At 65.9% G+C, this 25940-nt stretch carries 24 protein-coding genes; 4 read left to right on the forward strand and 20 right to left on the reverse strand.

The genetic code is table 11. From position 1 onward, the window contains the following. Positions 1 to 52: 52 nt before the first annotated feature. Positions 53 to 952: a LysR family transcriptional regulator gene (locus K2O51_RS22365; protein ID WP_140950852.1), complete on the forward strand. Its 900-nt coding sequence runs from the start codon at positions 53 to 55 to the stop codon at positions 950 to 952. Between the two features lie 105 nt (positions 953 to 1057). Here the strand turns inward: K2O51_RS22365 and K2O51_RS22370 are convergent, their stop codons facing one another. From K2O51_RS22370 to K2O51_RS22415, 10 genes are all read right to left on the reverse strand, one after another. Continuing rightward, entirely contained in the window at positions 1058 to 2140 is a 1083-nt protein-coding gene (locus K2O51_RS22370; protein ID WP_140950850.1) for a M14 family metallopeptidase, read from the reverse strand. A 73-nt stretch (positions 2141 to 2213) separates the two neighbouring features. Continuing rightward, a complete protein-coding gene (locus tag K2O51_RS22375; protein ID WP_011298084.1) occupies positions 2214 to 2972 on the reverse strand; it encodes a hypothetical protein in 759 nt (252 codons plus the stop codon). Between the two features lie 110 nt (positions 2973 to 3082). Further along, on the reverse strand, positions 3083 to 3901 hold the full coding sequence (locus K2O51_RS22380) for a M55 family metallopeptidase (protein ID WP_140950849.1): 819 nt from the start codon (positions 3899 to 3901) through the stop codon (positions 3083 to 3085). Beyond that, entirely contained in the window at positions 3898 to 4938 is a 1041-nt protein-coding gene (locus K2O51_RS22385; RefSeq protein WP_140950848.1) for a DmpA family aminopeptidase, read from the reverse strand. Before K2O51_RS22385 ends, K2O51_RS22380 begins: the two co-directional genes overlap by 4 nt. A 6-nt stretch (positions 4939 to 4944) precedes the next feature. Beyond that, a complete protein-coding gene (gene gsiD, locus K2O51_RS22390) occupies positions 4945 to 5856 on the reverse strand; it encodes a glutathione ABC transporter permease GsiD (protein WP_011298087.1) in 912 nt (303 codons plus the stop codon). A 12-nt stretch (positions 5857 to 5868) separates the two neighbouring features. Next, on the reverse strand, positions 5869 to 6789 hold the full coding sequence (gene gsiC / locus K2O51_RS22395) for a glutathione ABC transporter permease GsiC (protein ID WP_011298088.1): 921 nt from the start codon (positions 6787 to 6789) through the stop codon (positions 5869 to 5871). Between the two features lie 122 nt (positions 6790 to 6911). After that, positions 6912 to 8468, reverse strand: coding sequence for a glutathione ABC transporter substrate-binding protein GsiB (gsiB, locus tag K2O51_RS22400; protein WP_220630735.1), 1557 nt, complete (start codon positions 8466 to 8468; stop codon positions 6912 to 6914). Between the two features lie 26 nt (positions 8469 to 8494). Then, positions 8495 to 10384, reverse strand: a complete 1890-nt coding sequence (locus K2O51_RS22405) for a dipeptide ABC transporter ATP-binding protein (RefSeq protein WP_220630736.1) — start codon at positions 10382 to 10384, stop codon at positions 8495 to 8497. A 48-nt stretch (positions 10385 to 10432) separates the two neighbouring features. Then, positions 10433 to 11407 (reverse strand): isoaspartyl peptidase/L-asparaginase family protein, encoded by a 975-nt coding sequence (locus K2O51_RS22410; RefSeq protein WP_011298091.1) that lies wholly within the window; start codon positions 11405 to 11407, stop codon positions 10433 to 10435. A gap of 5 nt (positions 11408 to 11412) precedes the next feature. Continuing rightward, positions 11413 to 12390: a MurR/RpiR family transcriptional regulator gene (locus K2O51_RS22415; protein WP_220630737.1), complete on the reverse strand. Its 978-nt coding sequence runs from the start codon at positions 12388 to 12390 to the stop codon at positions 11413 to 11415. Between the two features lie 265 nt (positions 12391 to 12655). Between K2O51_RS22415 and K2O51_RS22420 the strand changes: the two genes are divergently transcribed. Beyond that, positions 12656 to 14587: an ATP-binding cassette domain-containing protein gene (locus tag K2O51_RS22420; RefSeq protein ID WP_140950845.1), complete on the forward strand. Its 1932-nt coding sequence runs from the start codon at positions 12656 to 12658 to the stop codon at positions 14585 to 14587. Between the two features lie 91 nt (positions 14588 to 14678). Here K2O51_RS22420 and K2O51_RS22425 read toward each other — a convergent pair whose 3' ends face one another. From K2O51_RS22425 to alr, 4 genes are all read right to left on the reverse strand, one after another. Next, the gene (locus K2O51_RS22425; protein WP_011298094.1) at positions 14679 to 15164 is read right to left on the reverse strand and encodes a disulfide bond formation protein B; all 486 of its coding nucleotides are present in this window, start codon (positions 15162 to 15164) and stop codon (positions 14679 to 14681) included. A 165-nt stretch (positions 15165 to 15329) separates the two neighbouring features. Continuing rightward, positions 15330 to 15902: a GNAT family N-acetyltransferase gene (locus K2O51_RS22430; protein WP_220630738.1), complete on the reverse strand. Its 573-nt coding sequence runs from the start codon at positions 15900 to 15902 to the stop codon at positions 15330 to 15332. Positions 15903 to 15905: 3 nt separating this feature from the next. Next, a complete protein-coding gene (gene radA / locus K2O51_RS22435; RefSeq protein ID WP_041679630.1) occupies positions 15906 to 17270 on the reverse strand; it encodes a DNA repair protein RadA in 1365 nt (454 codons plus the stop codon). A 90-nt stretch (positions 17271 to 17360) separates the two neighbouring features. Continuing rightward, on the reverse strand, positions 17361 to 18482 hold the full coding sequence (gene alr / locus K2O51_RS22440; RefSeq protein ID WP_011298097.1) for an alanine racemase: 1122 nt from the start codon (positions 18480 to 18482) through the stop codon (positions 17361 to 17363). A gap of 476 nt (positions 18483 to 18958) precedes the next feature. On the opposite strand from alr, the gene lplT reads away from it, so the two are divergent. Then, a complete protein-coding gene (gene lplT, locus K2O51_RS22445; RefSeq protein ID WP_011298098.1) occupies positions 18959 to 20278 on the forward strand; it encodes a lysophospholipid transporter LplT in 1320 nt (439 codons plus the stop codon). A 16-nt stretch (positions 20279 to 20294) separates the two neighbouring features. On the opposite strand, the gene K2O51_RS22450 is transcribed toward lplT, so the two are convergent. From K2O51_RS22450 to tsaB, 4 genes are read right to left on the reverse strand one after another with little or no spacing between them, the layout of a single operon-like run. After that, positions 20295 to 21413, reverse strand: a complete 1119-nt coding sequence (locus K2O51_RS22450) for a DUF1853 family protein (RefSeq protein ID WP_220630739.1) — start codon at positions 21411 to 21413, stop codon at positions 20295 to 20297. Further along, entirely contained in the window at positions 21394 to 22251 is an 858-nt protein-coding gene (locus tag K2O51_RS22455) for a uracil-DNA glycosylase (RefSeq protein WP_011298100.1), read from the reverse strand. Before K2O51_RS22455 ends, K2O51_RS22450 begins: the two co-directional genes overlap by 20 nt. Continuing rightward, positions 22248 to 22733 carry a ribosomal protein S18-alanine N-acetyltransferase gene (gene rimI, locus K2O51_RS22460; protein WP_084791933.1) on the reverse strand — a complete coding sequence of 162 codons (486 nt, stop codon included), beginning with the start codon at positions 22731 to 22733 and terminating at the stop codon, positions 22248 to 22250. Before rimI ends, K2O51_RS22455 begins: the two co-directional genes overlap by 4 nt. A 56-nt stretch (positions 22734 to 22789) precedes the next feature. Further along, complete coding sequence (gene tsaB / locus K2O51_RS22465; RefSeq protein ID WP_041679631.1) at positions 22790 to 23554, reverse strand: tRNA (adenosine(37)-N6)-threonylcarbamoyltransferase complex dimerization subunit type 1 TsaB; 765 nt, start codon at positions 23552 to 23554, stop codon at positions 22790 to 22792. 121 nt (positions 23555 to 23675) lie between these two features. Between tsaB and K2O51_RS22470 the strand changes: the two genes are divergently transcribed. Next, positions 23676 to 23945 (forward strand): acyl-CoA-binding protein, encoded by a 270-nt coding sequence (locus tag K2O51_RS22470; RefSeq protein WP_220630740.1) that lies wholly within the window; start codon positions 23676 to 23678, stop codon positions 23943 to 23945. 41 nt (positions 23946 to 23986) lie between these two features. Here the strand turns inward: K2O51_RS22470 and K2O51_RS22475 are convergent, their stop codons facing one another. Both K2O51_RS22475 and K2O51_RS22480 read right to left on the reverse strand, forming a co-directional pair. Further along, entirely contained in the window at positions 23987 to 25468 is a 1482-nt protein-coding gene (locus K2O51_RS22475; RefSeq protein ID WP_011298104.1) for a DHA2 family efflux MFS transporter permease subunit, read from the reverse strand. Next, entirely contained in the window at positions 25465 to 25935 is a 471-nt protein-coding gene (locus tag K2O51_RS22480) for an SRPBCC family protein (protein ID WP_220630741.1), read from the reverse strand. Before K2O51_RS22480 ends, K2O51_RS22475 begins: the two co-directional genes overlap by 4 nt. Positions 25936 to 25940 lie beyond the last annotated feature (5 nt).

Raw genomic sequence — 25940 nt, forward strand, 5'->3', positions numbered from 1 at the left:
CAATGGCAGCTACAATGCCCCGACCCCATTCTTGCGCTCACTCGTCGACGCGATGCGATTCGAGGACATCGAAGCTTTCCTGGTCGTGACCCAGCACGCCAACCTGCATCGCGCCGCCGCCGCGCTGGGCGTGACGCAGTCCGCCCTGTCCAAGACGCTGGCGCGGCTCGAGGCAGAAGCCGGCATGCCGCTGTTCGAGCGCACGCCGCGCGGGCTGGTACTGACCAGCGTCGGCAAGACACTGCATGCCCATGCACGCAAGATCTCGCTGGCCGCGAGCGACATGCGGCAGGAGCTGGCCGAGCAGCGCGTCGCCAAGGCGGGCACGGTGCGGCTCGGGGCGATTCCCTATCTGGTGCCGTCGCTGCTCTCACCGCTGCTGGCGCAATTTTTCGTAAGCCGCCCGCTGGCCGTGTTTTCAATCGAAACCCACCTCAGCGCGCGCCTGATGGCTGTACTGCAGAACGGCGACGTCGACCTGATCCTTGCCGCGCGACCTACCAGCGTGCCCGAGGACGTGAGCGGCCTGCCGCTAGGCCCGCTGACGATGCAGATCGTCGCGCGCAGCGAGCATCCGCGCCGCGCGCGCTTCCGTTCGCTGGCGGACCTGACCGAAGAACGCTGGGCAGTGCCCGCGAGCTCGCTGTATCTGCGGCAATGGCTTGAGGAACGCTTCACGGCAGTGGGGCTCCCACCGCCGCGCGTGGCCGTGGAAAGCACGGCGTCACCCGTGGCATTCGGCGAACTGCTGCGTCATTCGGACCTGCTCGGCATCATGCCGCCGCGCATCCTGAAGCAGGCGGAGGGACAGGGACTCGAAGCCATCGAAGGCCCGGACATGGCCTGGCAGCATGATCTGGCCATCTTCTGGCGCGCCGATGGATACCTGTCGCCGATCTGCCAGGACTTTCGCGATGCGGTGGTGAGCTGGTGCGAGCAGGCGGATATCTGAGCCGCCTCAAATGCCGCCATGACAAGGTCTGCCTACGGTGCCCGGCATATTCCGACCAGATCCATTGCCGAGATGCGCTGCATCCGGCACACCGCCATCTGCCCGTTATCGCGCGCGCATGGCCTTGCGGACGGCTTCGGTCACCTGCTCCACCACGCCCGCGCGCCAGTCGTCGGCATCGCCATAGAACGCGCGCCACATAGCCTGCCGGACCAGCGTGCGCTGGTTTTCATCGGCTTCAGGATGCAGGTACAGCCAGTGATCGCCACGCAGCGCGTCGAGGACTTCCGCAACCGGCAGCGTGCCAAATTCCAGCGCTATTCCTGCATAGTCGACGTCCGGCAGCGTGCCAGGGACAGCCTCCCAGGCAAGGCCAGTCAGTCGGGCCGAACTTGACGAGCCGTCATAGATCGAAGTTACCTCGCCGCCCCAGATTGCGCGGGTACGCTTGAGTTGGCCATCGTCATCGGGCCCCATGCAGATCGGCTCGCCATACCCCCAGGGGCCGAGGCCCGTGTGGATGTCGATCCAGCGCAGACTGCCGCGCCCGCTGCCGAAGCGCGCGAGCACACGCCGCAGCGTGTAGTTGCTCCAGGTCTCCTTGTTGCCGCCATAGAAGAGGCCTTTCGGATCCTGGTACTGGCCGCTGCTGACCGCGGTCTGGTACCAGTCCATGCCTTTCTCCGCGACGGCCTTCATGAACTGGGCCTGCTCTTCACCAGAGGGCGGCCAGTGTGCGGGCAACAGCATCGGCGCAATTTCCGCGTAGGGCGCGTTATCCGGCAGTGGCTGCGCGAAATCCATGAAATTGCGGTTCAGATCGACGTTGTCTTCGTTGACCCGGCGCAAATGCGAAAAGCCGTAGGGATTGACTGCGTGCACGACCAGCAAGCCCAGGCGTGCTTCGGCGCAGTCGGCCAGCAGTATCGCGTCGGACAGCAGCGCCACCTGCGCGCCGGAGCCGCAGAAACCCTCCACGCCATGCACACCGGAGCTGATCATCAGCACGCGCCGGGCGTCGGCAGGCCCTACCCAGGCGACATCCATGGCAAGGTCCTCGCCGGCACTGCCGCGCCGGGTCGGATGGGGAAATTCGGCAAGTGTCGCGCCCGCACCGCGCGCCGCGGCCAGGAACTTCTGCCGCGCCTCGGCATAACTGGTGGCAAAACATCCCGAAACCTGGCCCATGGCAACTGCCCCTTGCGGACGGAGATGCTGGCATTAGACGCCAATTCGTCCCGGCTTGCCAACGTGCAGTGCGTCAGAAGAGTTGCCCGCTGTCCCCGGCTCGTGCCTCGTCCGGCCCCCAGATGCCGGGCGAGCTGAATGCCTGTGGATGCATCTCGATGCCCGCTGCGGCAAGCTGGGCGGCTGACAACACCAGTTGGCGCGCGAGCCAGTCATGCAGGCCGCGCAGGAACCGGATGTTGTCGAGCCGGTTCGAGGCCGCAATCAACCGCTCGAGCTTGACATGCGCGGTATAGACATCGAGCAGATTGGTCGCCCTGAGCCGCGGCGGCGTGGTCGGGCTGCGCTCGATGGCAAGGATGCGGCTCACCTGGGCCCGGCTCAGGTCACCGGTGCGCTGGAAGTATTCGTAGACGTCCTGCAGTGGCGCAAAGCGCACCGTGGGCTGCACGCGCGGCACGGTCAGAAGTTTTTCCATGCGCAGCACAAGGTAGCGGATCGCCGCCAGGCGCTGCGCGGTGTCCCGCTCGGCGCCGGTGGGCCGGCGGCGTGAAGCACTGGCGATCACGGCATCCAGCGCTTCCGATTGCCGTACCACGTCGCGCTCGGTGTAATCCGGTACTTGGGCAAGCAGGCCGGGATGAACCACCGCGGCCCGGGCACAGGCTTCTCCAAACGGATATTCGTGGCCTTGCGCATCACGCAGGATATAGGCCCTGCCGTCGGGAAAACCGTGATGACGCCCCGTGGCGCCGCGCGCGTGGCAGCGCGTGTCGAGGTCGACGAAGTCCTTGCGTACGGGAATCCACCCCCCGTGCTGTGCCTGGGTCATGAGTCTGCGTTAATGCGGTATTTCGGGTAAAGACAGCGAGGCCGGCCAACAGACCAGCCCGCGCCCAACCCGTTATTGTCGCCGATCGCGCCGCGACCCGGCCAATGCCGCTATTTCAGCATGAACGACATCGCCGACAGGCAGTTCAGCATGCGCACGGCCGACTGCACGGAATCGGCTGAGAACGACAACGTGACGCCATCGACGCGCTCCAGCGTCGGCCACTGGCAGAACAGGTCCGCGTGGGCGGCTGTCTGGGTCTGGAGCCGGCAGGTCACGGGGCCGTCGATTCGGAATGGCGTTGCATCGGCCCGGTCGCGTACAGCTTGCGACGCCGCTTTCCGAACAGCATCGCGCGCCGCCGCCGGCGCGAGCGTGCTGCCGCTGCCGAAGCCGCCCGCCGACTTGGTCTGCACATAGCGCACCCACGGCATCAGCGGGCGGGTCTCGCCGATAAAGACATCGTCGCCACTGGCCATCAGCACCGGCACACCGAACTCACCGGCCAGCGCGGCGTACAGGCCGGCTTCGCCCAGTTCCTGCTCGTTCAACCACACGCGCGCAAACGCGCTGCTGTTGATCGTGTGTGCCAGCACCCCGCGACTTTGCGCGCGGCAGTGATAGCCAATCAGGAACACGCCGTCACAGCCTGTTTCCACGCCGGCCATCATGCCCAGATAGCGGGGCTTGCCGAGTACGAGCTGCGCACGTGAATCGATCTGGTCCGGCAGCAGATTGCGGAAACCGCCGTGCGAGTCGTTGACCAGCACCGCGGTCGCGCCGGCGTCGAAGGCGCCCTGCACGGCCGCATTGGCTTCGCCGGTCATCCATGCACGGGCTCGCTCATATTCGCCATTGCCCGGACGCGTCTGCTCGGCGTGAAAAACGCCGGCAATACCTTCGATATCGGTGGAGATCAGCAGCTTCATATTGGAGTGCGTAGTTCGGGCATGACATCGAGCAACGCCTGACGGCGGTGTCCGCTACGGCCATGGACGGGCACCGCCTGCCAGAGTGCGTGAAGGATGGCCTGTTCCACGCTGTCAGCCGCGGCGCGGAACAACGGGTCGAGTCGGCTTTCGTGCAGCAGCGGCACGGAAGGCATCGGCTCCGCAGCATGGTGCGGCACGGTGTACGCCGTGGAAAACGCGAACACGATATCGCCCGAGCCATGCCCGTACACCGACCCCGTACGGGCCAGGCCGGCTCCCGCGCGAAGTGCCAGCCGGCGCAGCTGGCGCGCGTCGAGCGGCGCATCCGTGGCCAGGATCATGATGATCGATCCTTTCTCCGGCTCGGGCGCGGGTGCCGCGAGCCGCGCGGCCAGTTCACCGCCGACCTGTCGGCCAGCGATAACGAGCGATTCCGGCGTGCCGAAATTCGCCAGCACAAGCGCACCCACGCAATAGCCGCCGACTAAGCGCGATGCAGTGCCGATGCCACCCTTGACGCCAAACGACGACATGCCTCGCCCGGCACCGACCGATCCGGCCTGCACATCGGCGCAAGCGGCAGCACAGGCCGTCTCATAGTGAACGCGATCAACGGCCATGGCCTGGATATCGTTCAGGTAGCCATCATTGCATTCGAACACCAGTGGATTGACTGTCGGCAGCGACCGACCGATTTCCGGATTCGCCGCTACGGCCTCGCAGATCTGCGCGTGCGCCACGGCCCCGACGGCAAAGGTGTTCGTCAGCGCGATGGGCGTTTCCAGCACGCCCAGTTCCTCCACCTGCACAAGCCCGATGCTTTTGCCGAAGCCATTGATCACAGCGCAAGCGGCCGGCACCTTCTGCAGATAGACGTTACCGGCATGCGGACGCACGACGGTCACGCCGGTCTGGACGTCGCCGTCATCCAGCGTGCAATGTCCGACCGTCACGCCGGCCACGTCCGTGATGCTGTTGCGTGCGCCAGCGGGCAGCGCACCAATGACCGGCGGTGTCAGGGGTTCCATCTCCATCTCGCCTCAGCGCCGGTCGATCTTCGGATCGAGCGCATCGCGCAGGCCATCACCGAGCAGGTTGAAGGCCAGCACCGTCAGGAAGATCGCCAGGCTCGGGAAGATTGCGACGTGGGGCGCCGTCACCATGTCGGCGCGGGCCTCGTTCAGCATGGCACCCCACTCCGGCGTCGGCGGTTGTGCGCCGAGCCCGAGGAACGAGAGGCTCGCCGCGGTGATGATCGACGTGCCGATCCGCATCGAGAAGTACACCACGATCGACGACACCGTGCCGGGCAGGATATGCCGCATCAGGATGGTCCAGTCCGACGCTCCGATGCTGCGCGCAGCTTCCACATAGGTCAGGCGCTTGAGCATCAGCGTATTGCCGCGAACCAGCCGCGCAAACGCCGGAATGCTGAAGATGGCCACGGCGAAGATTACGTTGACCATGCCGTTGCCGAGGATCGCGACGACACCGATCGCCAGCAGGATGCCCGGGAACGCGAACAGCACGTCGGAGATGCGCATCACGATGCGGTCCCACCAGCCTTCGTAGTAGCCGGCCAGCAGGCCCAGCGCGGTGCCGATCACGGCGCCGATGATGACCGACAGGAAACCAGCCGCCAGCGAGATGCGCGTGCCGGCCAGGATGCGGCTGAAGATGTCGCGGCCGAGCGAATCCACACCCATCCAGTGGGCTGCGGACGGGCCGGCGTTGAGCGCGTCATAGTCGAAGAAATTCTCGGGATCGTAGGGCACCAGATGCGGCGACAGGATTGCCACCACGATCAGCAGCAGCACGAACCCACCGGCGCCGAGCGCCAGATGCTGCTTGCGGAATTTGCGCCAGAACTCGGTCCAGGGCGTCCGCACGGCCTGAGGGGCCGCTGCGACGGTGGCTGCCGGGGTGTCGGCGGGCGTGGAAATCTCGGTCATGCCTGCCTCCTTTTACTTGTAGCGGATGGTTGGGTTGATCACGGTGTAGAGCAAGTCCACCACCAGGTTGATCAGGATGAATTCAAGCGAGAACAGCAGCACCTCGGCCTGGATCACCGGGTAGTCGCGCATCTCGACGGCATCGACCAGCAGGCGCCCGAGGCCCGGCCAGTTGAAGACTTTCTCCACCACGATCGAGCCGCCCAGCAGGAAGCCGAACTGCAGGCCCATCATGGTCACCACGGGAATCATCGCGTTGCGCAGCGTGTGCTTGGCCACGACCACGGTCTCGCGCACGCCCTTGGCGCGCGCAGTACGCACGAAATCTTCCTGCAGCACCTCGACAAACGACGCACGCGTAAAACGCGCCATCACCGCTGCCACGGCTGCGCCCAGCGTCAGCGACGGCAGCACGTAGTGCTTCCAGCTATCGGCGCCGATCGACGGCAGCCAGCCGAGCTGCACCGAGAACACTTCCATCAGCAGCATGCCGAGCGCAAACGCCGGGAACGAGATGCCGGACACGGCCAGCGTCATGCCGAGCCGGTCTGGCCAGCGGTTGCGCCAGACCGCGGAGCAGATGCCGATCACCATGCCGAACACGACGGCCCAGGCCATCGACGCCACGGTCAGCCACAGCGTCGGCATGAAGCGGTCGCCGATCTCATCGCTGACCGCACGCTTGGTGCGCAGCGAATGCCCGAACTCGCCGCGCACGGCGTTCGAGAAGAAGTTCACGAACTGCTCGGGCAGGGTTTTGTCCAGCCCCAGGTCCTTGCGCACCAGCTCGACGGTGGCTTCGTCGGCCTCGGGGCCCGCCGCCAACCGCGCCGGATCGCCGGGCAGGAGGTGGACGAACAGGAATACCAGCACTGCCACGATCAGCAGTGTCGGGATCACGCCCAGGCATCGTTTGAGGAAATAGTTCAGCATGACGCTTCAGGGAAAAGGCCGCAGGCCGCCTGTCCATGCCCCTGCGATGGGACAGGCGGCCACGTTCGGCTTACTGCTTGCTACCCGGTGCGCGCCGCGGTAGCGGCGCGCTTTCCGCAGGCTTACTGCTTGATATCGATGTCGTCGAAATTGAACGAGCCATCGGGCATCACATACGCACCGGTCAGGCGCTTGCTGCGCGCGTACAGCACCTTCTCGGTCACCAGGAAGGCCCACGGCGCATCCTTCCAGATGCGTTCCTGCGCGTCCTTGTACAGCTTGGCCTTCTCGCCGCGATCGGTCGTGCGCAGCGCGCCGGCGATGTCGGCATCGACCTGGTCGTTCTTGTAGTACGCGGTGTTCAGCAACTTCGGCGGCATCGATTCCGAGGCCAGCAGCGGACGCAGCGCCCAGTCCGACTCACCGGTCGACGACGACCAGCCGATGTAGTAGATGCGCACGCCGGCGTCTTCCGGCTTCTGCACGCTTTCCACCTTCTCCACGCGCTGGCCGGCTTCCAGCGCCTGCACGCTGGCCTTGATGCCGACCTGCTGCAGCTGCTGCTGCACGAACTGGATCACCTTCTGCGCGGTGGTGTGGTTATAGGCCGACCACAGCGTGGTCTCGAAGCCGTTCGGGTAGCCGGCTTCCTTCAGCAGCGCGCGCGCCTTGGCCGGGTCATACGGCCACGGGCCCAGCTTCTCGGCATAGTCCACGCCCGGCGGCACCACGCCTTCGGCCGGCACGGCGTAGCCGGCGAAGGCCACCTTGGTCAGCGCGTCCTTATTGATTGCGTAGTTGATGGCCTGGCGCACCTTCGGGTCGTTGAACGGCTTGACCGTGGTGTTCAGGCTCAGGTAGCGCTGGATAATCGACGGCGCCGCGATCAGGTCCACCTTGGGGCTGTTCTTCAGCACCGCGGCCTGCTCGAACGGGATGCTGAAGGCAAAGTCGGCCTCGCCGGTCTGCATGATGGCCGCGCGGGTGTTGTTGTCCACCACCGGCTTCCAGGTGACGGTGTCGATCTTCGGATAACCGGTCTTCCAGTAGCCTGCGAATTTCTTGCCCTTCAGGTGATCGGGCTGCTTCCACTCGACGAACTCGAACGGGCCCGTGCCGACCGGATGGAAGGCAATCTCCTTGCCGTACTTCTGCAGCGCCACGGGCGAGATCATCACGGCCGACGGGTGGGCCAGCACGTTGATGAACGGCGAGAACGGCTCCTTCAGCGTGACCTTTACCGTGCTGCTGTCCACCACATCGGTCTTGGCGACGCGGTTGAACAGCGTATAGCGCTTGAGCTTGTTGGCCGGGTTGGTCACGCGGTCAAGGTTGGCCTTCACGGCGGCGGCGTCGAAGGGGGTGCCGTCGTGGAACTTGATGCCCTTCTTGAGCTTGATCGTGTAGGTCAGGCCGTCCTTGCTGACGTCATAGCTTTCGGCCAGCACGTTGACCAGCTTCATGTCCTTGTCCAGGCCGAACAGGCCCTGGTAGAAGCTTTTGGCTACGGCCTGCGACAGCGTGTCGTTCGAATCGTACGGGTCCAGCGTGGTGAACGTGGAAGCGACAGCCATTACCGCATCCTTGGCGGCAAAAGCGGACACCGGCGCCAGCGCGCCTATCGCGCCGGCCACAAGCAGCCCGGCCACCAGCCTGGGCGAAACCATCGATGCAGACATCTTGATTCTCCTTGGATAAACCGATTTCAGTAGGCACCGCCAATGGCGTGCCGCGCGACAAAGTGACCGATTCCACGGCTGTCCGCGACAGGCACCAGTGGCTGCACCACCGGTTCGTCGCCGACCGCGCGGATCGGGCTGGGAAGTTCGTCCGACAGCGGTTCGCGCCGCAGGTGGCGGCGCGCCGGATCGGCGATCGGCACCGCCGCCATCAGCTTCTTCGTGTACGGATGCTGCGGATTCTCGAAGATCGCGCGGCGCGGACCGATCTCGACGATCTGCCCGAGGTACATCACCGCCACGCGATGGCTGACTCGCTCCACCACGGCCATGTCGTGCGAGATGAACAGGAACGCAATGCCGAGTTCGCGCTGCAGGTCCAGCATCAGGTTGACGATCTGCGCCTGGATCGAGACATCGAGTGCCGACACCGACTCGTCAGCCACGACCACCTTCGGGTTGAGCGCGAGCGCACGTGCAATGCAGATGCGCTGGCGCTGGCCGCCCGAGAACTCGTGCGGATAGCGTGCGGCATGCGAGGGATCGAGTCCGACCTTCTCCAGCAGCCACGCAACGCGCTGCTCGGCGTCCTTGCCGCTGGCCACCTTGTGCACGAGCAGCGGCTCCATGATCGAATAGCCGACCGGCACGCGCGGATCGAGCGAGGCGAACGGGTCCTGGAAGATGAACTGGATATTGCGCCGCAGGTTCTGCAGCGCGGGGCCTTCCATGTGGCTGATATCGTGCCCGGCGAATTCGATGCTGCCGCTCTGGCTTTCCACCAGGCGCAGCAGAGAGCGGCCCGTGGTCGACTTGCCGCAGCCCGACTCACCAACCAGCGCGAGCGTCTCGCCCGGATAGAGATCGAAGCTGACCTGCTCCACGGCATGCACGCGCCGCGTGACGCGGCCGAACACGCCGCCCGGCACGTCGAAGCGCGTGACCAGATCGCGCACGCGCAGGATCGGCTTGGCGTCGGACGATACCGTGTCCTGCGGTGCTTCTTGTGTCGGTGCGGAATCGCCAAGCTGCAGCAACGGGAACTTGGCCGGCAGGTCCGTGCCTTGCATCGCGCCGAGCCGCGGCACGGCCGACAGCAGCGCGCGCGTGTACGGGTGGGCCGGCGCGCGGAAGACTTCGTCGGAGCCGCCCTCTTCCACCTTCTCGCCCCGGTACATCACGAGCACGCGATCAGCCACTTCGGCCACCACGCCCATGTCGTGCGTGATGAAGACCACGCCCATGTGCATCTCCGCCTGCAGGCCGCGGATCAGTTGCAGGATCTCGGCCTGGATCGTCACGTCGAGCGCCGTGGTGGGCTCGTCGGCGATCAGCAATGCGGGCTTGCAGGACAGCGCCATCGCGATCATCACGCGCTGGCGCATGCCGCCCGAGAGCTGGTGCGGGAAACGGTCAAGTACGCGCTTCGCTTCCGGAATGCGCACCAGTTCCAGCATGCGCAGCGCCTCGGCACGCGCGGCGGCGCGGCTCTTGCCCTGGTGCAGGCGGATCGATTCCGCGATCTGTTCGCCCACCGGGAACACCGGGTTGAGCGAGGTCATCGGCTCCTGGAAGATCATCGCCACGTCGGCGCCACGCACGCTGCGCAGCGTGGCGTTGTCGGCACGGGCCAGGTCGATGACATCGCCGCCGCGCCGGCGCAGCGCCATGCTGCCCGATGCGATCTTGCCGCCACCATGCTCGACGAGGCGCATCAAAGCGAGCGATGTCACGGACTTGCCTGAGCCGGATTCCCCGACCACGGCCAGCGTCTCGCCACGGTCAACGTGGAACGACAGGTTGCGCACGGCTTCGACGGTGCGCTCGGACGTGGAAAAGCGGACGGTCAGGCCGTCCACCGACACCACACGCTGCGGCGGCAGCACGATATTCGATTGAGAAGAGAGTTCAGCCACTGGCTCCCCCTGGGATTGCTGCGGGAATTGCGGATGGAAAACGGCGTGTCAGCCGTAGATCGCCACGGTCACCGGACCGTCCGCGCGCGCAAAGCCGCGGTACATGCCCTCTGTATTGAACGGCAGCGTGATATTGCCGGCACGATCCACCGCGATCAGGCCACCGCGGCCGCCAATGGCCGGCAGCTTTTCCATGACCACGCGGCGCGCCGACTCCTCGAGCGACAGGCCCGCATACCGCATCTGTGCCGACACATCATGGGCTGCAACAGTGCGGATGAACATTTCACCGGTACCGGTGGCTGACACCGCAGCAACATCGTCGGCATAGCAGCCTGCGCCGATCAGCGGCGAATCGCCGACGCGGCCGACCTGCTTGTTGGTGACGCCGCCCGTGGACGTCGCGGCGGCCAGGTTGCCGAAGCTGTCGCAGGCCACGGCGCCGACCGTGCCGAACTTGCTGTCCGGATCGATCGGATCGGGCTTGCCGGCCAGCGCGCGCGCGGCGAGCGTGGCCGCGTCATGATCGAGCAGTGCCATGCCTTGCACGGCGCGCGCGCGTTCCCATTGCTCGTAGCGGGCCTTGGTGTAGTAGTAGTCGCGCGACACCAGTTCCAGGCCATGTGCCTCGGCAAAGGCTTCAGCGCCTTCGCCGGCAAACAGCACGTGTTCGCTGTGATCCATTACCGCGCGCGCGGCCAGTACCGGGTTGCGCAGCCGCGACACGCAGGCCACCGCGCCGGCGTTGAGCGTCGCACCGTCCATGACGGCGGCATCGAGTTCGTAGGTGCCGGCGTGCGTCAGCACTGCGCCCTTGCCGGCGTTGAACAGCGGGCACTCTTCCAGCAGGCGGACAGCTTCCGTCACGGCGTCGATGGCCGTGCCGCCGCCGGCCAGCACGCGCTGGCCTGCCAGCAGCACCTGTTCCAGCGCTTCGATGTATTCGCGTTCGCGGGCCGAATCCATGGCCGCGCGCGTGATCGTGCCGGCGCCGCCGTGGATGGCAATGACTGCTTGGTTCATTGGGACTACGCTTTTGGGTGCTTGGAAGGGTTGCGGCGGTCGGCGCCGGGCTTGCCATCGACATCGGCTGATGCCACGGGCTGTGCGGCTGCCGTGGTGCCGGCATTGCCGGCATTGCCGGCATGGGGGCCATACAGCCACGGCAGCAGGAACTCGGTCATCTCGGCCGCGGCCTTGACCGGGCGTTCGGCTCGGTGTGCCACGGCGCCGCACAGCGCTTCGATCAACGCCAGCACGTTGGCATCCGAATTGGCCGACAGCCGGTTAGCGGCCTGCGCATAGAGCGCGATATCGGCAATCGGCGCCAGCGGCGAGGTCGGGCCATCGGTCAGCGCCAGCAAGCGCGCGCCGCGTGCCTTGGCGCGCTGGGCCAGCACCACGGTATCGGACACGTAGCGCGGAAACGCGATGGCGATGACCAGGTCGGCAGGGCTCAGCTTGAACAACTGGCGCGCCGCGTGCGACGCACCGCCCGCGCCGGCGACCGAGGTCACCATGCGGCAGTGCATTTCCAGGCCGTGCTGCAACAGGCCCGACAGGAAGCCGCTTGCGCCAAAGCCGGCAATGTAGACACGCTCCGCGGCAAGAATCGCGGATACCGCCCGTTCGCACGCGTCGGCGTCCAGCGCGCGGCGCGTGGCCTCGAGGTTGGCTGCGGCATTGTCCAGCGACGCGGCGAATGCCTCGGCCGCCGTGGTGGGCCGCTCCAGCTCCGAACGCAGCCGTTCCACCGGCGCCAGCGTCGCCTCAAACCCGCGCACCAGTTCGGCGCGGAACTGCGGATAGCCGTCAAACCCGAGCGCGCGCGCAAATCGGTTGGCTGTCGCCACCGACACCTGCACCGCGGTCGCGAACTCGTCGATCCGCATCGTCGCGGCGCGGAACGGATTGGCAAGCACGTACTCGGCCATGCGCTGGTGCGCGGGCGTCAGCGCTGGCAGGCTGCGCGCAATACGTTCAGAGATCGAGGCGCCGTCCGGCATGGGATCAGGAGATCTGGCCGATGTGAAAACCAAACATCGGTCGTGGTGGCTGCAATGAAAATGAATTTACACGCAGACCGCGAACAAGAAAACAGAGTTTTCATCATTCAAGGGTAATCCCTAGGACATACCGTCAATCGAGCGGGTCACCGCCAACGGGAAACGCTACAATGCCGCCCAGCGCCTCATCTCGGGCTGCTGTCCGCGCTTTCTCGCGCTTTTCCGCTGTTTTTTATCCCCGCTTACCGACGCTCCTGCCTTACCCGTGATCCGAATCGACCAGCTTGTCCTCCAGCGCGGCACCAAGGTGCTGTTCGACCACACCAGCGTGACGCTCAACCCGGGCGAGCGCGTGGGCCTCGTCGGCGCCAACGGCAGCGGCAAGTCCACGCTGTTCGCCATGCTGCGCGGCGAACTGCATGCAGATGGCGGCGACGTGACGGTGCCTGCCCAATGGCGCATCGCGCATGTGGCGCAAGAGACGCCGGCGGTGGCGCGTAGCGCGGTCGAATACGTGATCGACGGCGATACACGCCTGCGAGAGATCGAAGCCGCCATTGCCGAGGCGCAGGCAGTCGGCGACGGCAGCGCGGAAGGCGAAGCGCACGCGGCCTTTGCCGACGCCGACGGCTACACCGCCCCGGCGCGCGCCGAGGCGCTGCTGTTGGGCCTGGGTTTCACGCTGCCGCAGGTGTCGCAGCCGGTATCGTCGTTCTCGGGCGGATGGCGCATGCGCCTGAACCTGGCCCAGGCCCTGATGTGCCCGTCGGACCTGCTGCTGCTCGATGAACCGACCAATCACCTGGACCTCGATGCCATCGTCTGGCTCGAAGACTGGCTCGCGCGCTACCCCGGCACGCTGGTCATGATTTCGCACGACCGTGAATTCCTGGACGCGATCTGCAACGTCACGGTCCATATCGAGAATCAGCAGTTGCGCCGCTACGGCGGCAACTACACGCTGTTCGAGACGCTGCGCCTGCAGCAGATGGCGCAGCAGCAGGCGGCCTATACCCGCCAGCAAAAGGAAATCGCGCACCTGGAATCGTTCATCACGCGCTTCAAGGCCAAGGCGACCAAGGCGCGCCAGGCGCAAAGCCGCGTCAAGGCACTCGAGAAGATGGAACGGCTGGCGCCAGTGCACGTCGCCGCGGGCTTCGCCTTCGAATTCCGCGAGCCCGATGCGGCGCCGAACCCGATGATGGTGCTGGACGGCGTCGACTGCGGCTATGCCGAGGCCGATCCGCCGGTGACCATCCTGCACAAGCTGGCGCTGTCGATCCAGAACGGCCAGCGCATCGGCCTGCTCGGCGCCAACGGGCAGGGCAAGTCGACGCTGGTCAAGACGCTGGCCGGCACGCAGGATCCGCTGACCGGCACGCTGCGCCTGGGCAAGGGCCTGCAGATCGGCTACTTCGCCCAGCACCAGCTGGAAACGCTGCGTGACCACGAATCTCCGCTGCAGCACCTGGCGCGACTGGCGCCGGACACCCGCGAGCAGGAACTGCGCGATTTCCTCGGCAGCTTCAATTTCCGCGGCGATATGGCCACCGCGCCGATCGAGCCGTTCTCGGGGGGCGAAAAAGCCCGCCTGGCGCTGTCGCTGATCGTCTGGCAGAAGCCCAACCTGCTGCTGCTCGACGAACCGACCAACCACCTGGACCTCGACACGCGCGAGGCGCTGACCATGGCGCTGGCGCAGTTCGAAGGCACGCTGATCCTGGTTTCGCACGACCGTCACCTGCTGCGCGCTACGGCCGACCAGTTCATGCTGGTCGCCGATGGCACCATCAAACCGTTCGACGGCGACCTCGACGACTATCGCGACTGGCTGCTGCAGCAGGCCGCGGCCAAGCGCAACGCCGCCGTGGCCGCGCACCAGGCGGAAACCGGCGGCAACGCCGCAGCGGTCAACCGCAAGGACCAGCGCCGCGCCGAAGCGGACGAGCGCCAGCGGCTGGCGCAACTGCGCAAGCCGCTGACCAAGGAACTGGAAAAGGTGGAAAAGCGCATGACGGTGCTGCAGACCGCCAAGGCCGAGATCGACCAGTTCATGGCCGATGAGACCAGCTATGCCGAGGCCAACAAGTCAAAGCTGATGGAGATGCTCAAGCGCCAGGGCGAAGTCAACGGCGAACTGGAAACGCTCGAAGAGAAATGGCTGGAGCTGCAGGAGCAGATCGAACAGATCGAGTGAAGGGGTTCGAGTCCGCTACCTCGTATCCACCCATCGAATGTCGTGGCTGCGAACAAAAACCGGCGCTCAAGGCGCCGGTTTTTCTATCCGATCAACGGAAATTCTTCTCCCGCCGGATCAGTCCCACCGCCAGCGTCAGCGTCAGGATGAACAGCCAGATCAGCGACCATGCCGGCACGGACAGGCCCAGCACCGGCGGCAGCGGCGCCGTGCAAAGGCCGTCGGAATAGAACACCTGCGGCAGCACCTTGGCCGTCGGCAAGGCGTTGACCCAGTTCTCCAGCGGATCGATGCCGCAACTCGCCTTCGGGTTCAGCAGCAACGACACGTGATACACGGCCACGGCAATGCCGCCGACGCCGGACAGCATACCCAGCCCTTGCCACAGCGAACGCGTGTTCTGGGCAATGACCGCGAGCAGCGAGAACAGCCCGATGCCGATAAAGGCGAACCGCTGCATGATGCACAGCGGGCAAGGCTGGTAGCCCTTTTCAAACTGGAGGTAGAGCGCAAAACCGACCAGCCCGAATGAAATGAAGGCGATCAGCAGGAAATAGGCGCGGGAATTGGCTTGCATAAGCGGGCTTGCATGAACGATGAACAGAGCGGGATCAAGGTTGCGGGGTTGCCAGCACGCGATCCCCTCCGGCTGTTGGACGGCATTATTACCGATTTTGCGAAATGTCCCCTGACACCGCGTACGCAAACGGCATATTCGCGCCTGTGGCGGATTGCCGCAGGCTCAGCCGCGACCTTGTGTCGCAGCTGCCCACTCGGCGTGAGCCAACCGGTAGAGGCAATGTGACCGAAGCGGATGGCTTTCCGGCATTGCGGGGTGCTCGAACACGAGCGCATCCTCATGCATGCCGAGGCGCTCCATCACCGCGCGCGAGCGGCGGTTGCCGAGCGCGGTAAAGGACACGATCTCATCGAGCCCGAGCCGCTCAAACCCGACGGCCAGCGCCGCGCGTGCCGCTTCGGTCGCGAAGCCCTGCCCCCATGCCGCGCGCGCGAGCCGCCAGCCGATCTCCACGCATGGCGCGAACGGCAAGGCCGCTGCCGGCATGTTGAGCCCGACGAAGCCGATGAAAGCGCCATCGGCCTTACGCTCGCATGCCCAGAAGCCCCAGCCGAGCGCGGCAATCTTGTCGCGGCAACGGTTGGCCAGGCCGTCGCTTTCCGCCCGGCTCAGTGGCGCGGGAAAGTAGCGCATCACCTCGGCGTCGGCGTTCAGTGCCGCAAACGGCGCGTCGTCGGCATCGCGCCACTGGCGCAGGCGCAGGCGCGGCGTGTCGATTTCGATGAGCTTGGCCATCGCTCAGTCGAGATGGCGCACGCGATCGATCGCCTGTTCGATGCGCTCGACTGCGATCACCTCGAGTCCGTCGATCTTCTGCTTGGGCGCATTGGCCTTGGGGATCACAGCCTGCGTGAAGCCCAGCTTCGCGGCTTCCTTCAGGCGCTCCTGCCCGCGCGGACTCGGGCGAATTTCGCCGGCCAGCCCGACTTCGCCGAACACCACCAGCCCGCGCGGCAACGGCTTGTTGCGCATCGACGAGTGGATCGACAGCAGCACGGCCAGGTCGGCCGCGGGCTCGGTAATCTTCACGCCGCCCACAGCGTTCAGGAACACGTCCTGGTCAAAGCAGGCAATACCGGCATGCCGGTGCAGCACGGCCAGCAGCATCGCGAGCCGGTTTTGTTCAAGGCCCACGGCCAGTCGTCGCGGGTTCGGCACGTTGGCGGTGTCGACCAACGCCTGGACTTCGACCAGCAGCGGCCGTGTGCCTTCTTGCGTTACCAGCACGCAAGACCCCGGCACCATCTCTTCGTGCTGCGACAGGAACAGCGCCGACGGATTGCTGATGCCGCGCAGGCCGCGCTCCGTCATTGCAAACACGCCCAGTTCATTGACAGCACCGAAACGATTCTTGAACGCGCGGATCAACCGGTGCGAAGAATGGGTGTCGCCTTCGAAATACAGCACGGTATCGACGATGTGCTCGAGCACGCGCGGACCGGCCAGGTTGCCTTCCTTGGTCACGTGGCCGACCAGGATGATGGTGATACCGCTGCTCTTGGCAATGCGTGTCAGTTGCGCCGCACACTCACGCACCTGCGCGACCGACCCCGGTGCCGAGGTCAGCACCTCCGAGTACAGCGTCTGGATCGAGTCGATCACCGCGACCTCGGGCTTTTCCGCCTCCAGCGTGGCCTGGATCTTCTCGAGCTGGATTTCGGCGAGCAGTCCGAGCGTCGGGCTCTCCACGCCGAGGCGCTGCGCGCGCAATGCGATCTGCGCGCCAGATTCTTCGCCACTCACATAGAGCACGCGCCGCTGTCCGGCCAGGTTGGCCAGTGCCTGCAACAGCAGCGTCGACTTGCCAATACCCGGATCGCCACCGATCAGCACCACCCCGCCCGCAACCAGCCCGCCGCCGAGCACCCGGTCGAATTCATCGATCCCGCTCGAAAAACGCGGGACATCGGCAGCGTCGATCTCGGAAAGCTTGCGCACCGTGGCCGATGCCGCCAGCGGCTGGAAGCGCTTGCCCGCCGTGCTGCCTTCCGCAACGGTCTCGACCAGCGTGTTCCACTGCTGGCAGTGCGGGCACTGGCCGGCCCAGCGCGGCGTGGTGCCGCCACATTCGGTACAGGTGTAGACGGTCTTGGTCTTGGCCAATGGAAGATCCTTGGATTGGGATAGCGGAAACGCGACGGCCGGCCACCGCATGGCAGCCGGCCGTCAGGACAGATCCGGTCAGGGTAGCACTCAGGCCAGCAGCGGCGAGGCGCTGTCCGGCGCCGTAATGGTGGCCACCGTGGTCGGCACGCGCGGCGCCAGCGCGCACATCAGTTCGTAACCCACCGTGCCGCTGGCCTGCGCGACATCGTCGATCGGCAGGCCCTGGCCCCACAACGTGACAGGACTGCCGATCCTCGCCTTCGGGCATGGCCCCAAGTCTACGCACAGCATGTCCATCGACACGCGGCCCACGAGTTGGGTGCGCACGCCGTCCACCAGCACGGGGGCGCGGTGTTCGCCCCAACCCGTTGCATGCCGCGGGTAGCCATCTGCATAGCCACAGGCCACCACGCCGATGCGCATCGGCCGGTCGGCGGTGAACATGGAACCGTAGCCGACCGTATCGCCAGGCTGCAGGTCCTGGACCGCAATCAGCTCGCTGTGCAGCGACATGGCCGGCTGCAGGCCGACGCCCGCAATGTCGGCCTCGCGGCCGGTCGGCGATGCGCCATACAGGATGACACCGGGCCTCACCCATGCGCGGTGCGCTTCGGGATGCCACAGGACCGCCGCGGAGTTCGACAGGCTGGCCTCACCTGGCAGGTTGGCCGTGGCTTTGTCGAAGGCCTCGATCTGGTGGGCGATGCCACGCGGGGTGTCGGCATCGGAAAAGTGCGTCATGTGGACGATACTGCCCACGCAGGGCATGGCGCGTGCGCGCTCCCACGCCGTACGGTATTGCGACGGGTGGAAGCCCAGGCGGTTCATCCCCGTATTGAGTTTGAGCTGGATCGCCAGCGGACCCTTCGGGCGTGCGCTCTCCAGCATCCGGAGCTGCTCGTCGCAATGCACCGCGGTGGTGAGCCGGTATTGTTCAAGGAGCGGCACGTCCTGCGGTTGGAAAAACCCCTCCAGCAACAGGATCGGGCCTTGCCAGCCGAGGTCGCGCAGCTGCACGGCTTCGTTCAGGTCGAGCAGCCCGAAGCCGTCCGTGCCACGCAGGCCGGCGAACACACGGCGGATCCCATGGCCATAGGCATTGGCCTTGATGACGGCCCATACGCGGGAACCGGGGGCGTGACGGCGGACGACCTCAAGGTTGTTCGCAATGGCGGGTTGATGGATGACGGCGTGGATCGGTCTTGGCATGAAGTCACATCTCGCGAGGCAAGCATCGCTGCCGGTGGTAGGAATCCTCTAGACGCCGCGGCGTGATGCGGGCGTCACCGGATGTCACCGGGCGTCACTTTCAGCGGCGTATGCACCAGATCAGGGAAGACCCGGTCCGCGGTCAGCGATGCGCAGCCGTTATTTGAACACATCCTGGGAGGACGACCTGCAAATCCCGGGGAATCGCAGCGCGCTCGCGCTGTCAAACTGGCGCCTTTGCGGATTCGGGATTGTCGTGTTTTCGTGATATAAAGCCGGACGCTAAGGCCATGTTCTAAACGCGAAGCAATATGTCAATGACGGTCAGGCAAACCGCGCGGCGCCACGGTGCCAAGCATGCGACACAATTCGACAAGGCCGCAGCTCAGGGTCCCCTGCAACAAACCATGGCCACGCCGATGGGCGTAGCCCTTCCCAAAGCGCACGCAGAACGCGATGGAGACAAAGTCGAAAGCATGAAGAAGGGTTTTTACACCATCATGGCCGCGCAGTTTTTTTCGTCGCTGGCCGACAACGCGCTACTCATCGCCGCCATCGCCCTTCTCACTGAGTTGCATTCCCCGCAGTGGATGACTCCGCTGCTCAAGTTGTTCTTCGTTCTCTCCTACGTCATCCTGGCTGCCTTCGTCGGCGCATTCGCGGACTCCATGCCGAAAGGCAGGGTGATGCTCATCACGAATGCCATCAAGATCGTCGGCTGCGCGATCATGATGTTCGGCCTGCACCCCTTGCTGGCCTACGGCATCGTAGGCTTCGGCGCGGCCGCTTACTCGCCCGCCAAGTACGGCATCCTGACGGAACTGCTGCCGCCGGAGAAGCTGGTGATGGCCAACGGCTGGATCGAAGGGCTGACCGTGGGCTCCATCATCCTGGGCACCGTGGTCGGCGGCGCGCTGATCTCCGTGCACATTTCACAGATCCTGCTGCGCTTTGACATCCCGTATTTCGACACCGGGATCAATACGCCGGCTGAAGCCGCGATGGTGGTGATCATGCTCTTTTACTTGATCGCCGCCATCTTCAACATCTTCATTCCCGATACGGGCGCCCGGTATCCGCAGCAGGAAAAGAACCCGATCAAGCTGATCGCGGAATTCGGCGACTGCTTTGTCGCGCTCTGGCGCGACAAGCTCGGCCAGATCTCGCTGGCCGTGACCACGCTGTTCTGGGGCGTGGGCGCCACGCTGCAGTTCATCGTGCTGAAGTGGGCGGAAAAGTCGCTGGGCCTGAACCTGTCCCAGGGCGCCCTGCTGCAAGCCGTGGTCGCCGTCGGCGTGGCGGTCGGCGCCATCATGGCGGCGGCGCGCATTCCGCTGCGCAAGTCGCTGTCCGTGCTGCCATTCGGCGTGGCCATGGGCGCTACCGTGATGCTGATGGCCTTCTACACCAAGGACGCCATGCCGCAGATCATGGTCGACGTGCTGGGCCTGCACATGCCGCTGTATATGGCGATTGCCTATGTATTCCTGATGATCGTGGGCGCCATGTCCGGCTATTTCGTGGTGCCGATGAACGCGCTGCTGCAGCACCGCGGCCACGTGCTGCTGTCCGCCGGCCACTCGATCGCCGTGCAGAACTTCAATGAGAATGTTTCGGTGCTGCTGATGCTGTGCCTGTATGCGTTGCTGATCAAGCTGAATGTGCCAATCGGCCTCGTCATCGTCGCGCTCGGCCTGTTCATCTGCATCACCATGGCGCTGGTCATGAAGGTGCACAAGTACAACGTGCGCACGTTCAATTCGCTCGCCATGATCGGCGAGGACAAGCATCACTAGGCACCCCTAGGCAACGCTAGGGGTTCGCCTCCACCGGCTCCGCGGCGCGCACGCGCGCCCGGGCTTCCCACCCCGGCGGTACCACGAAGCCGCGCGAGCGTTCGCGCCACCAGCCCGGCGCCTGCGCGCCGGCGGGTTCCAGTTCGCACAGCATGACCGGCGATTCGCGTCGCCAGCTGTGGCCGTGATCAGGATCCGCAAAGCGCTGTGCCAGCGCCTCGCGCAGCGTTGCGGCGCCTTCCGTATCGCGTTCCTCCAGCCATGCGCCGGACAACCATCCCGGGCGCGGCAGCCGGCACCAGCGCGCGCCGGGCGCCGAAGAGGCGCGCGCGAACCAGTCATCGAGCGTGGACCACCAGCCGTGCAGGTGATTGTGCGCAATGCCCAGCGCATCGAGCCCCGCCGGCAACTGGCCATCCTGATAGAACAGCCACCCAAGCAGGTAGACCTCGCTGCGGTCCACCGCAGGACCCAGCAGCGCCTGCGCCTCGGCCGTGCGCGCCAGCGGTAGTTGACGATGCACGATGTGGTCGAGCTTGTCGCCCAGCCGGTCCACCAGGTTGGGACCGACAAACGCTCGCAGCCCTTGCGGTGGCGTGCCGCCAGCATCGACCATCAGATAGAACTTGGTGGCCATTTCCCAGTGCACGACCTCACCGCTGCCCAGATCGCGCCAGACAAAGTCGAGCTCGCCCAGCGTCTGGATGCCATGGCCATGCGCGCGCCGCACCGGCACGTTCGCGGCAATCAGTTCCAGCCCCTGCGCATGGCGCAGGGCGAAATGCAGCAGGCGCTCGGCATGGCGCCCCAGCCGCAGGCTTCGCGCGCGGCCTGGCTCTTCAGGTAAAGCATCGGCAATGCCATTGGCAAGTTCGCCAATGGTGGCGGGAAGACCAGCGGGATCGGCTTGCTCGAGCCAGCGCTCCCAGGCGGCCTGGGTACCCGCGGGCCAGCGAGCCGGACGCGCGTCACCATTGGCGGTACCGGGCAGGGTCCCCAGCAGTGGGGGTGACAACGTGCACCAGGCCAGGTCGCGGGCGCGTTGCGATGCGGCCTGACGCCACAGCGGCAGCGCCGGCGTATGCACGCCGTTGCCGCCGTGGCTTATCGGGAGATCAGGCCTGGGCTCCCGCACGATCGTGCACCTCTCGGGCCAGGCACAGGTCTTCCCATGCGCGCGCCTTGTCGGTCAGGGTGCGCAGCAGGTAGGCGGGATGGTAGGTCACCACCACGGGAATCCCCTCGTAGCTGTGGACGGTACCGCGCAGCTTGCCGATCGGCGTCGTGGTGCGCAGCAGCGACTGCGCGGCAAAGCGGCCCAGTACGACGATGACCTTGGGCCGCACCAGCGCAATCTGCCGTTTCAGGAACGGCTCGCACTGATCGACTTCGGCCGGTTCCGGATTGCGGTTGCCCGGCGGACGGCACTTCAGCACATTGGCGATGAACACGTTGCGGCCGCGCCTGAGCCCGAGCGACGCCAGCATGTTGTCGAGCAGCTTGCCGGCCTGGCCGACGAACGGCTCGCCCTGCAGGTCTTCGTTCTCGCCAGGGGCCTCGCCGATGAGCATCCATTCCGCTTCGCGGTCGCCCACGCCGAACACGGTATTGGTGCGCGTGCTGCACAGCCCGCAGGCCTCGCACGCGGCCACGGCGGCGTCCAGCGTGGGCCAGTCCATGGCGGCAATAGCAGCTGCCCGGTCCGAAACCGGGGCGATGACCGGCAGATCGACAACCGCTGGCGGCAACGGCTCTGCGAACGCCTCCGCGACTTCGACGACCCCGACTGCCTCCATGTCGACCAATGTCTGCGCCGACACGGATATCGTTTCCGCTGGTTCTTCCGGTTCAGCGGCCATAGCGGTCGGCAAGTCCGCCTCGACAGTGCCGCCTTCAGCGGCGGCAGGCGGCCTGCGCGAAATCCACTCGGTCGGAATCCCCAGCACTTCCAGGAACTGCGCGCGTCGGCTCATGCTGCGTCCTCCCCGCCGGACCAGGCCCGACGCAGCACCAGTGCGTCTTCGCGAGCGTTACCGGTTGCCGGGTAATAGCCTTTGCGACGTCCGATCTCGACAAAGCCCGCCTCCAGGTACAGCGCCAGCGCGCCGGTATTGGAAGGCCGCACTTCGAGCAGCATCGTATGCAGGTGGTGGGTATGCGACGTGGCCAATGCCACCGCCAGCATCAGCCGGCCCAGACCCTGGCGCTGCCGGTGAGGCTCCACGGTGATGTTGAGCAGGTGCATCTCGTCAACGACCGGCATCAGCACGGCATATGCCACGAGCAGGCCCAGCGGATCGCGCAGGGTCAGCCCCATATGGCCTGCCTTGATGGAGTTCTCGAAATTGCCACGCGTCCACGGATGGGTGTAGGCACGCGATTCGATCTCCGCCACCGCATGCAGGTCCAGCGCGCTCATGCGTCCAAGCGCCCAGCCATTCGCGAGCGCGGGCATGGCCGGAATGTCCGGCCAGTCAGGCGTTGCGGTCGCATCCGAACGGTAGGACACGCTCACGATGCGCCCCCTGTCGCAGCTTTCGCAGCGGCCTTGGCGGCAGCGGCCGCTTCGCGTTCTTCGATGGTCTGGGCGACCTTGTCGCGCAGATAGATCGGCATGGCGTCAGCGGCGTCGATGGTTTCGCCGCGCGCCAGCGCGCGCAGTGCGATGGCCAGCATCGGCTGCGCATGGGGCATGGCATCGGGCAGCACGCGCGTAGCCTGTGCCAGTCCCGCGAGGCGCTCGCCAAATACCGTCGCAGCGTTGCCGGCTACCCAGAATTCGCCGGCCGGCAGCGGCACGGTTTCCGGCGGGCCGACCTGCAGCGGCGTTTCGGCCGCCCATTCCTGCGCCGCTTCGTTCCAGCGGAAGGCGCTCGAATAGGCTTCGTCCATGCGCGCGTCCAGCGCGACCAGCACCGACACGTCAGCAGGCAAAGCCGGCGTGGCGCCGCGTGCGCTTTCGGCGCAGACCATCAGCGTGTTAACGGGAATGACCGGCAGCCCGGCGCCGAAGGCAAGGCCTTGCGCCACGCCGCAGGCGGTACGCAGGCCGGTAAAGGAGCCCGGGCCCGCGCCAAACGCAATCGCGGCGCAATCGGCCAGTGCAATGCCGGCCTCGGCCAGCAGCTCCCCTGCCGCGGGCAGCACGCGCGCGGAAGAGCGCGCGCCGGTATGTTCATGGCGAGACCATGACTCGACCGCGCCATCCGCCGTGGCACGGCCCAGTGCAACAGAACACCACTCGGTGGAAGTTTCGACAGCAAGAATCCAGGACATGGCGCGATTGTATCCGTTGGCGCCCCAAACCGAGTCCTTCCTCGGTTTTTTGACGGGCGCGGGCGGCGGGTTGGCGACTATCATCGGGCCATTCTTTCCCCCGACCTCACCAGGAGACCCCATGAGTGACCTGCAAGCCCGGTTCGAACAGGCCCAGATCGACCTCAAGCAACTCAGCGAGCGCCCCAGCAACATGACGCTGCTGCGCCTGTACGCACTGTTCAAGCAAGGCAGCGAAGGCGATGCCCACGGCGACAAGCCGGGCATGACGGATTTCGTCGGCCGCTACAAGTTCGAGGCGTGGGAAGCCCTCAAGGGCACGGCCAGGGATGCGGCCATGGAGAGCTACATCGCGCTGGTGGAAGACCTGCGCAACGGCGCGACGAACTAGGCTTCGCTGGCGCCGTCCGTTCCAGCAGACGGCGCCCCGCCTCAAGCTCCTGGCACCGGCTTCGGCCGGATGCGCCAGGACGCAAGAATGGCCGTGGCGATCACCAGGCCTACGGCCAGGAAGGTTTCATCGAACGCGCGGATACGCGCGGCTTGCGCCAGCACGTCGCCGCCCTGCCCCAGCGCCACGCCGTGCTGGTTCAGCCGCCATTGCAGGCCCACGCCGGCCAGGCTGACGCCGATCGCCCCGCCAAGCTGGCGCACGAAGTTGATGCAGCTAGATCCTTGCGCAATCAGCGAGAAGTCCACACCGCGCATGGAGCCCAGCGTCAGCGACGGCAGGATGCAACCGAGCCCGATTCGGCCCAGCACCGCCAGCGCCACCAGCACCAGGTACGGCGTGGACGGCGAACCCGTCGCCATCAGCAGGAACGACAGCGCCAGCAGCGCCAGTCCCAACGACACCTGCAAGTGCGGCGATACGCGATGCGTGAAGCGTCCCGCCACAGCGATCGTAATCCCAAGCGCAATGCCGGCCGGCAGCAGCACCAGGCCCGCGCGCGACGGCGTATAGCTCAGCGCCATCTGCATGTACACCGGCAGCAGGTAGGTCGAACCGAACAGGCCGGCGCCGTAGATGAACGCGACCACCGCGCCCGCCGAGAACTGGCGGTAGCTGTAGAGCCGCATGTCCATCAGCGGATCGGCCGCGCGCAGCTGCCACATCACGAACACCACGATCAGCACCACGCCCAGACCGGCCAGCGCCAGCCCGGCGCCCACGCTTTCGCGCATTTCCACGAGCCCGTTCAACAGGCAGACCGTGGCGACACCGGCCAGCGCTAGCCCGCGCCAGTCCAGCGGCTTGCGTTCGCCCATCATGATCGAGTCGACGGCCATGAAGCGACGCGCCATGACTGCGCCGAGGAGCGTCAATGGAACCACCACAAAGAAGATCGAGCGCCAGCCGAAGGCCTCGACAAGGAAACCGCCCAGACTCGGACCCAGCGCGGGCGCCAGCACCACGCCGAAACCGAACAGGCTCATGGCCTTGCCCTGCTCGCGTTCGTCGAAGACACGCAGTACGAGGATGTTGGGCAGCGGCTGCATGATGCCCGCGGCGGCGCCTTCCGCCACGCGCATCGCGATCATCACGCCGTAGGTCGGCGAGAGCCCGCCTACCGCCCCGCCTACGCCCAGCAGCGCCAGCGCGCCCAGAAACGTCCGCCGCAGTCCGTACCGGTTGAGCAGCCACGGGGTTAGCAGCATCGCCAGCGTCATGGCGATCATGAAACTGGCCGCGACCCATTGTGCGCGTTCCTGTCCCAGCACGAAATGGCGGCTCAGGTCGGGAATAGCCACGTTGATGATGGTGGAAGAGACGATGGACGACATCGTCCCAAGCATCAGCGTGAGCAGTACCAGCCAGCGCAGGCGGTCGCCGTAGCGCGCGCGCAGCGCCGCCCGGGTCGGTCCGCCCGACCCGCCGCCGGAATCTTCCGGCGCGTGCGGAGCGCGGCTCACCCCAGGCGCCCCGTGGCGGCGATCTCGCGGATCTTGCGTACGGTGTCGATGTCCGCCTCGTGATAGGCGGATTTGACGATCTCGGCGTAGCGGTCGTCGCCGCTGGCATCTACGGCCGGCATGGTCGTGTCGTACACGAAGCGCAGCAGCAGCGCGTCCGCCGCGGGCGTCTCGATCACCATCGTCAGCGTGCCGCCGGCGTGTTCGGCGGTGGCAGCGGTCTCGTAGCGGACCTGGCGTCGCGGCTCGAACACCACGCGGTCATGGATCTTCGCAGCCCCGAAATGCAGCACCCGGTCGATCCAGCTTTCGCCGCGCCCGACGACTTCGGCGCGGTCCAGGCCCAGCACGAACAGTTCGGGCGACTCGGCGCGCAGGACCAACCCTTGCCAGAGCTGGTCAGGCGTGAGCGGATCCAGTTGAGGATTGCCTGGATCGTTGATCTCTACCAAGTGCTCGAAACGCAACTTAT

This window comes from Cupriavidus pinatubonensis, assembly GCF_019602855.1.
Taxonomy (GTDB): Bacteria; Pseudomonadota; Gammaproteobacteria; order Burkholderiales; family Burkholderiaceae; genus Cupriavidus; species Cupriavidus pinatubonensis.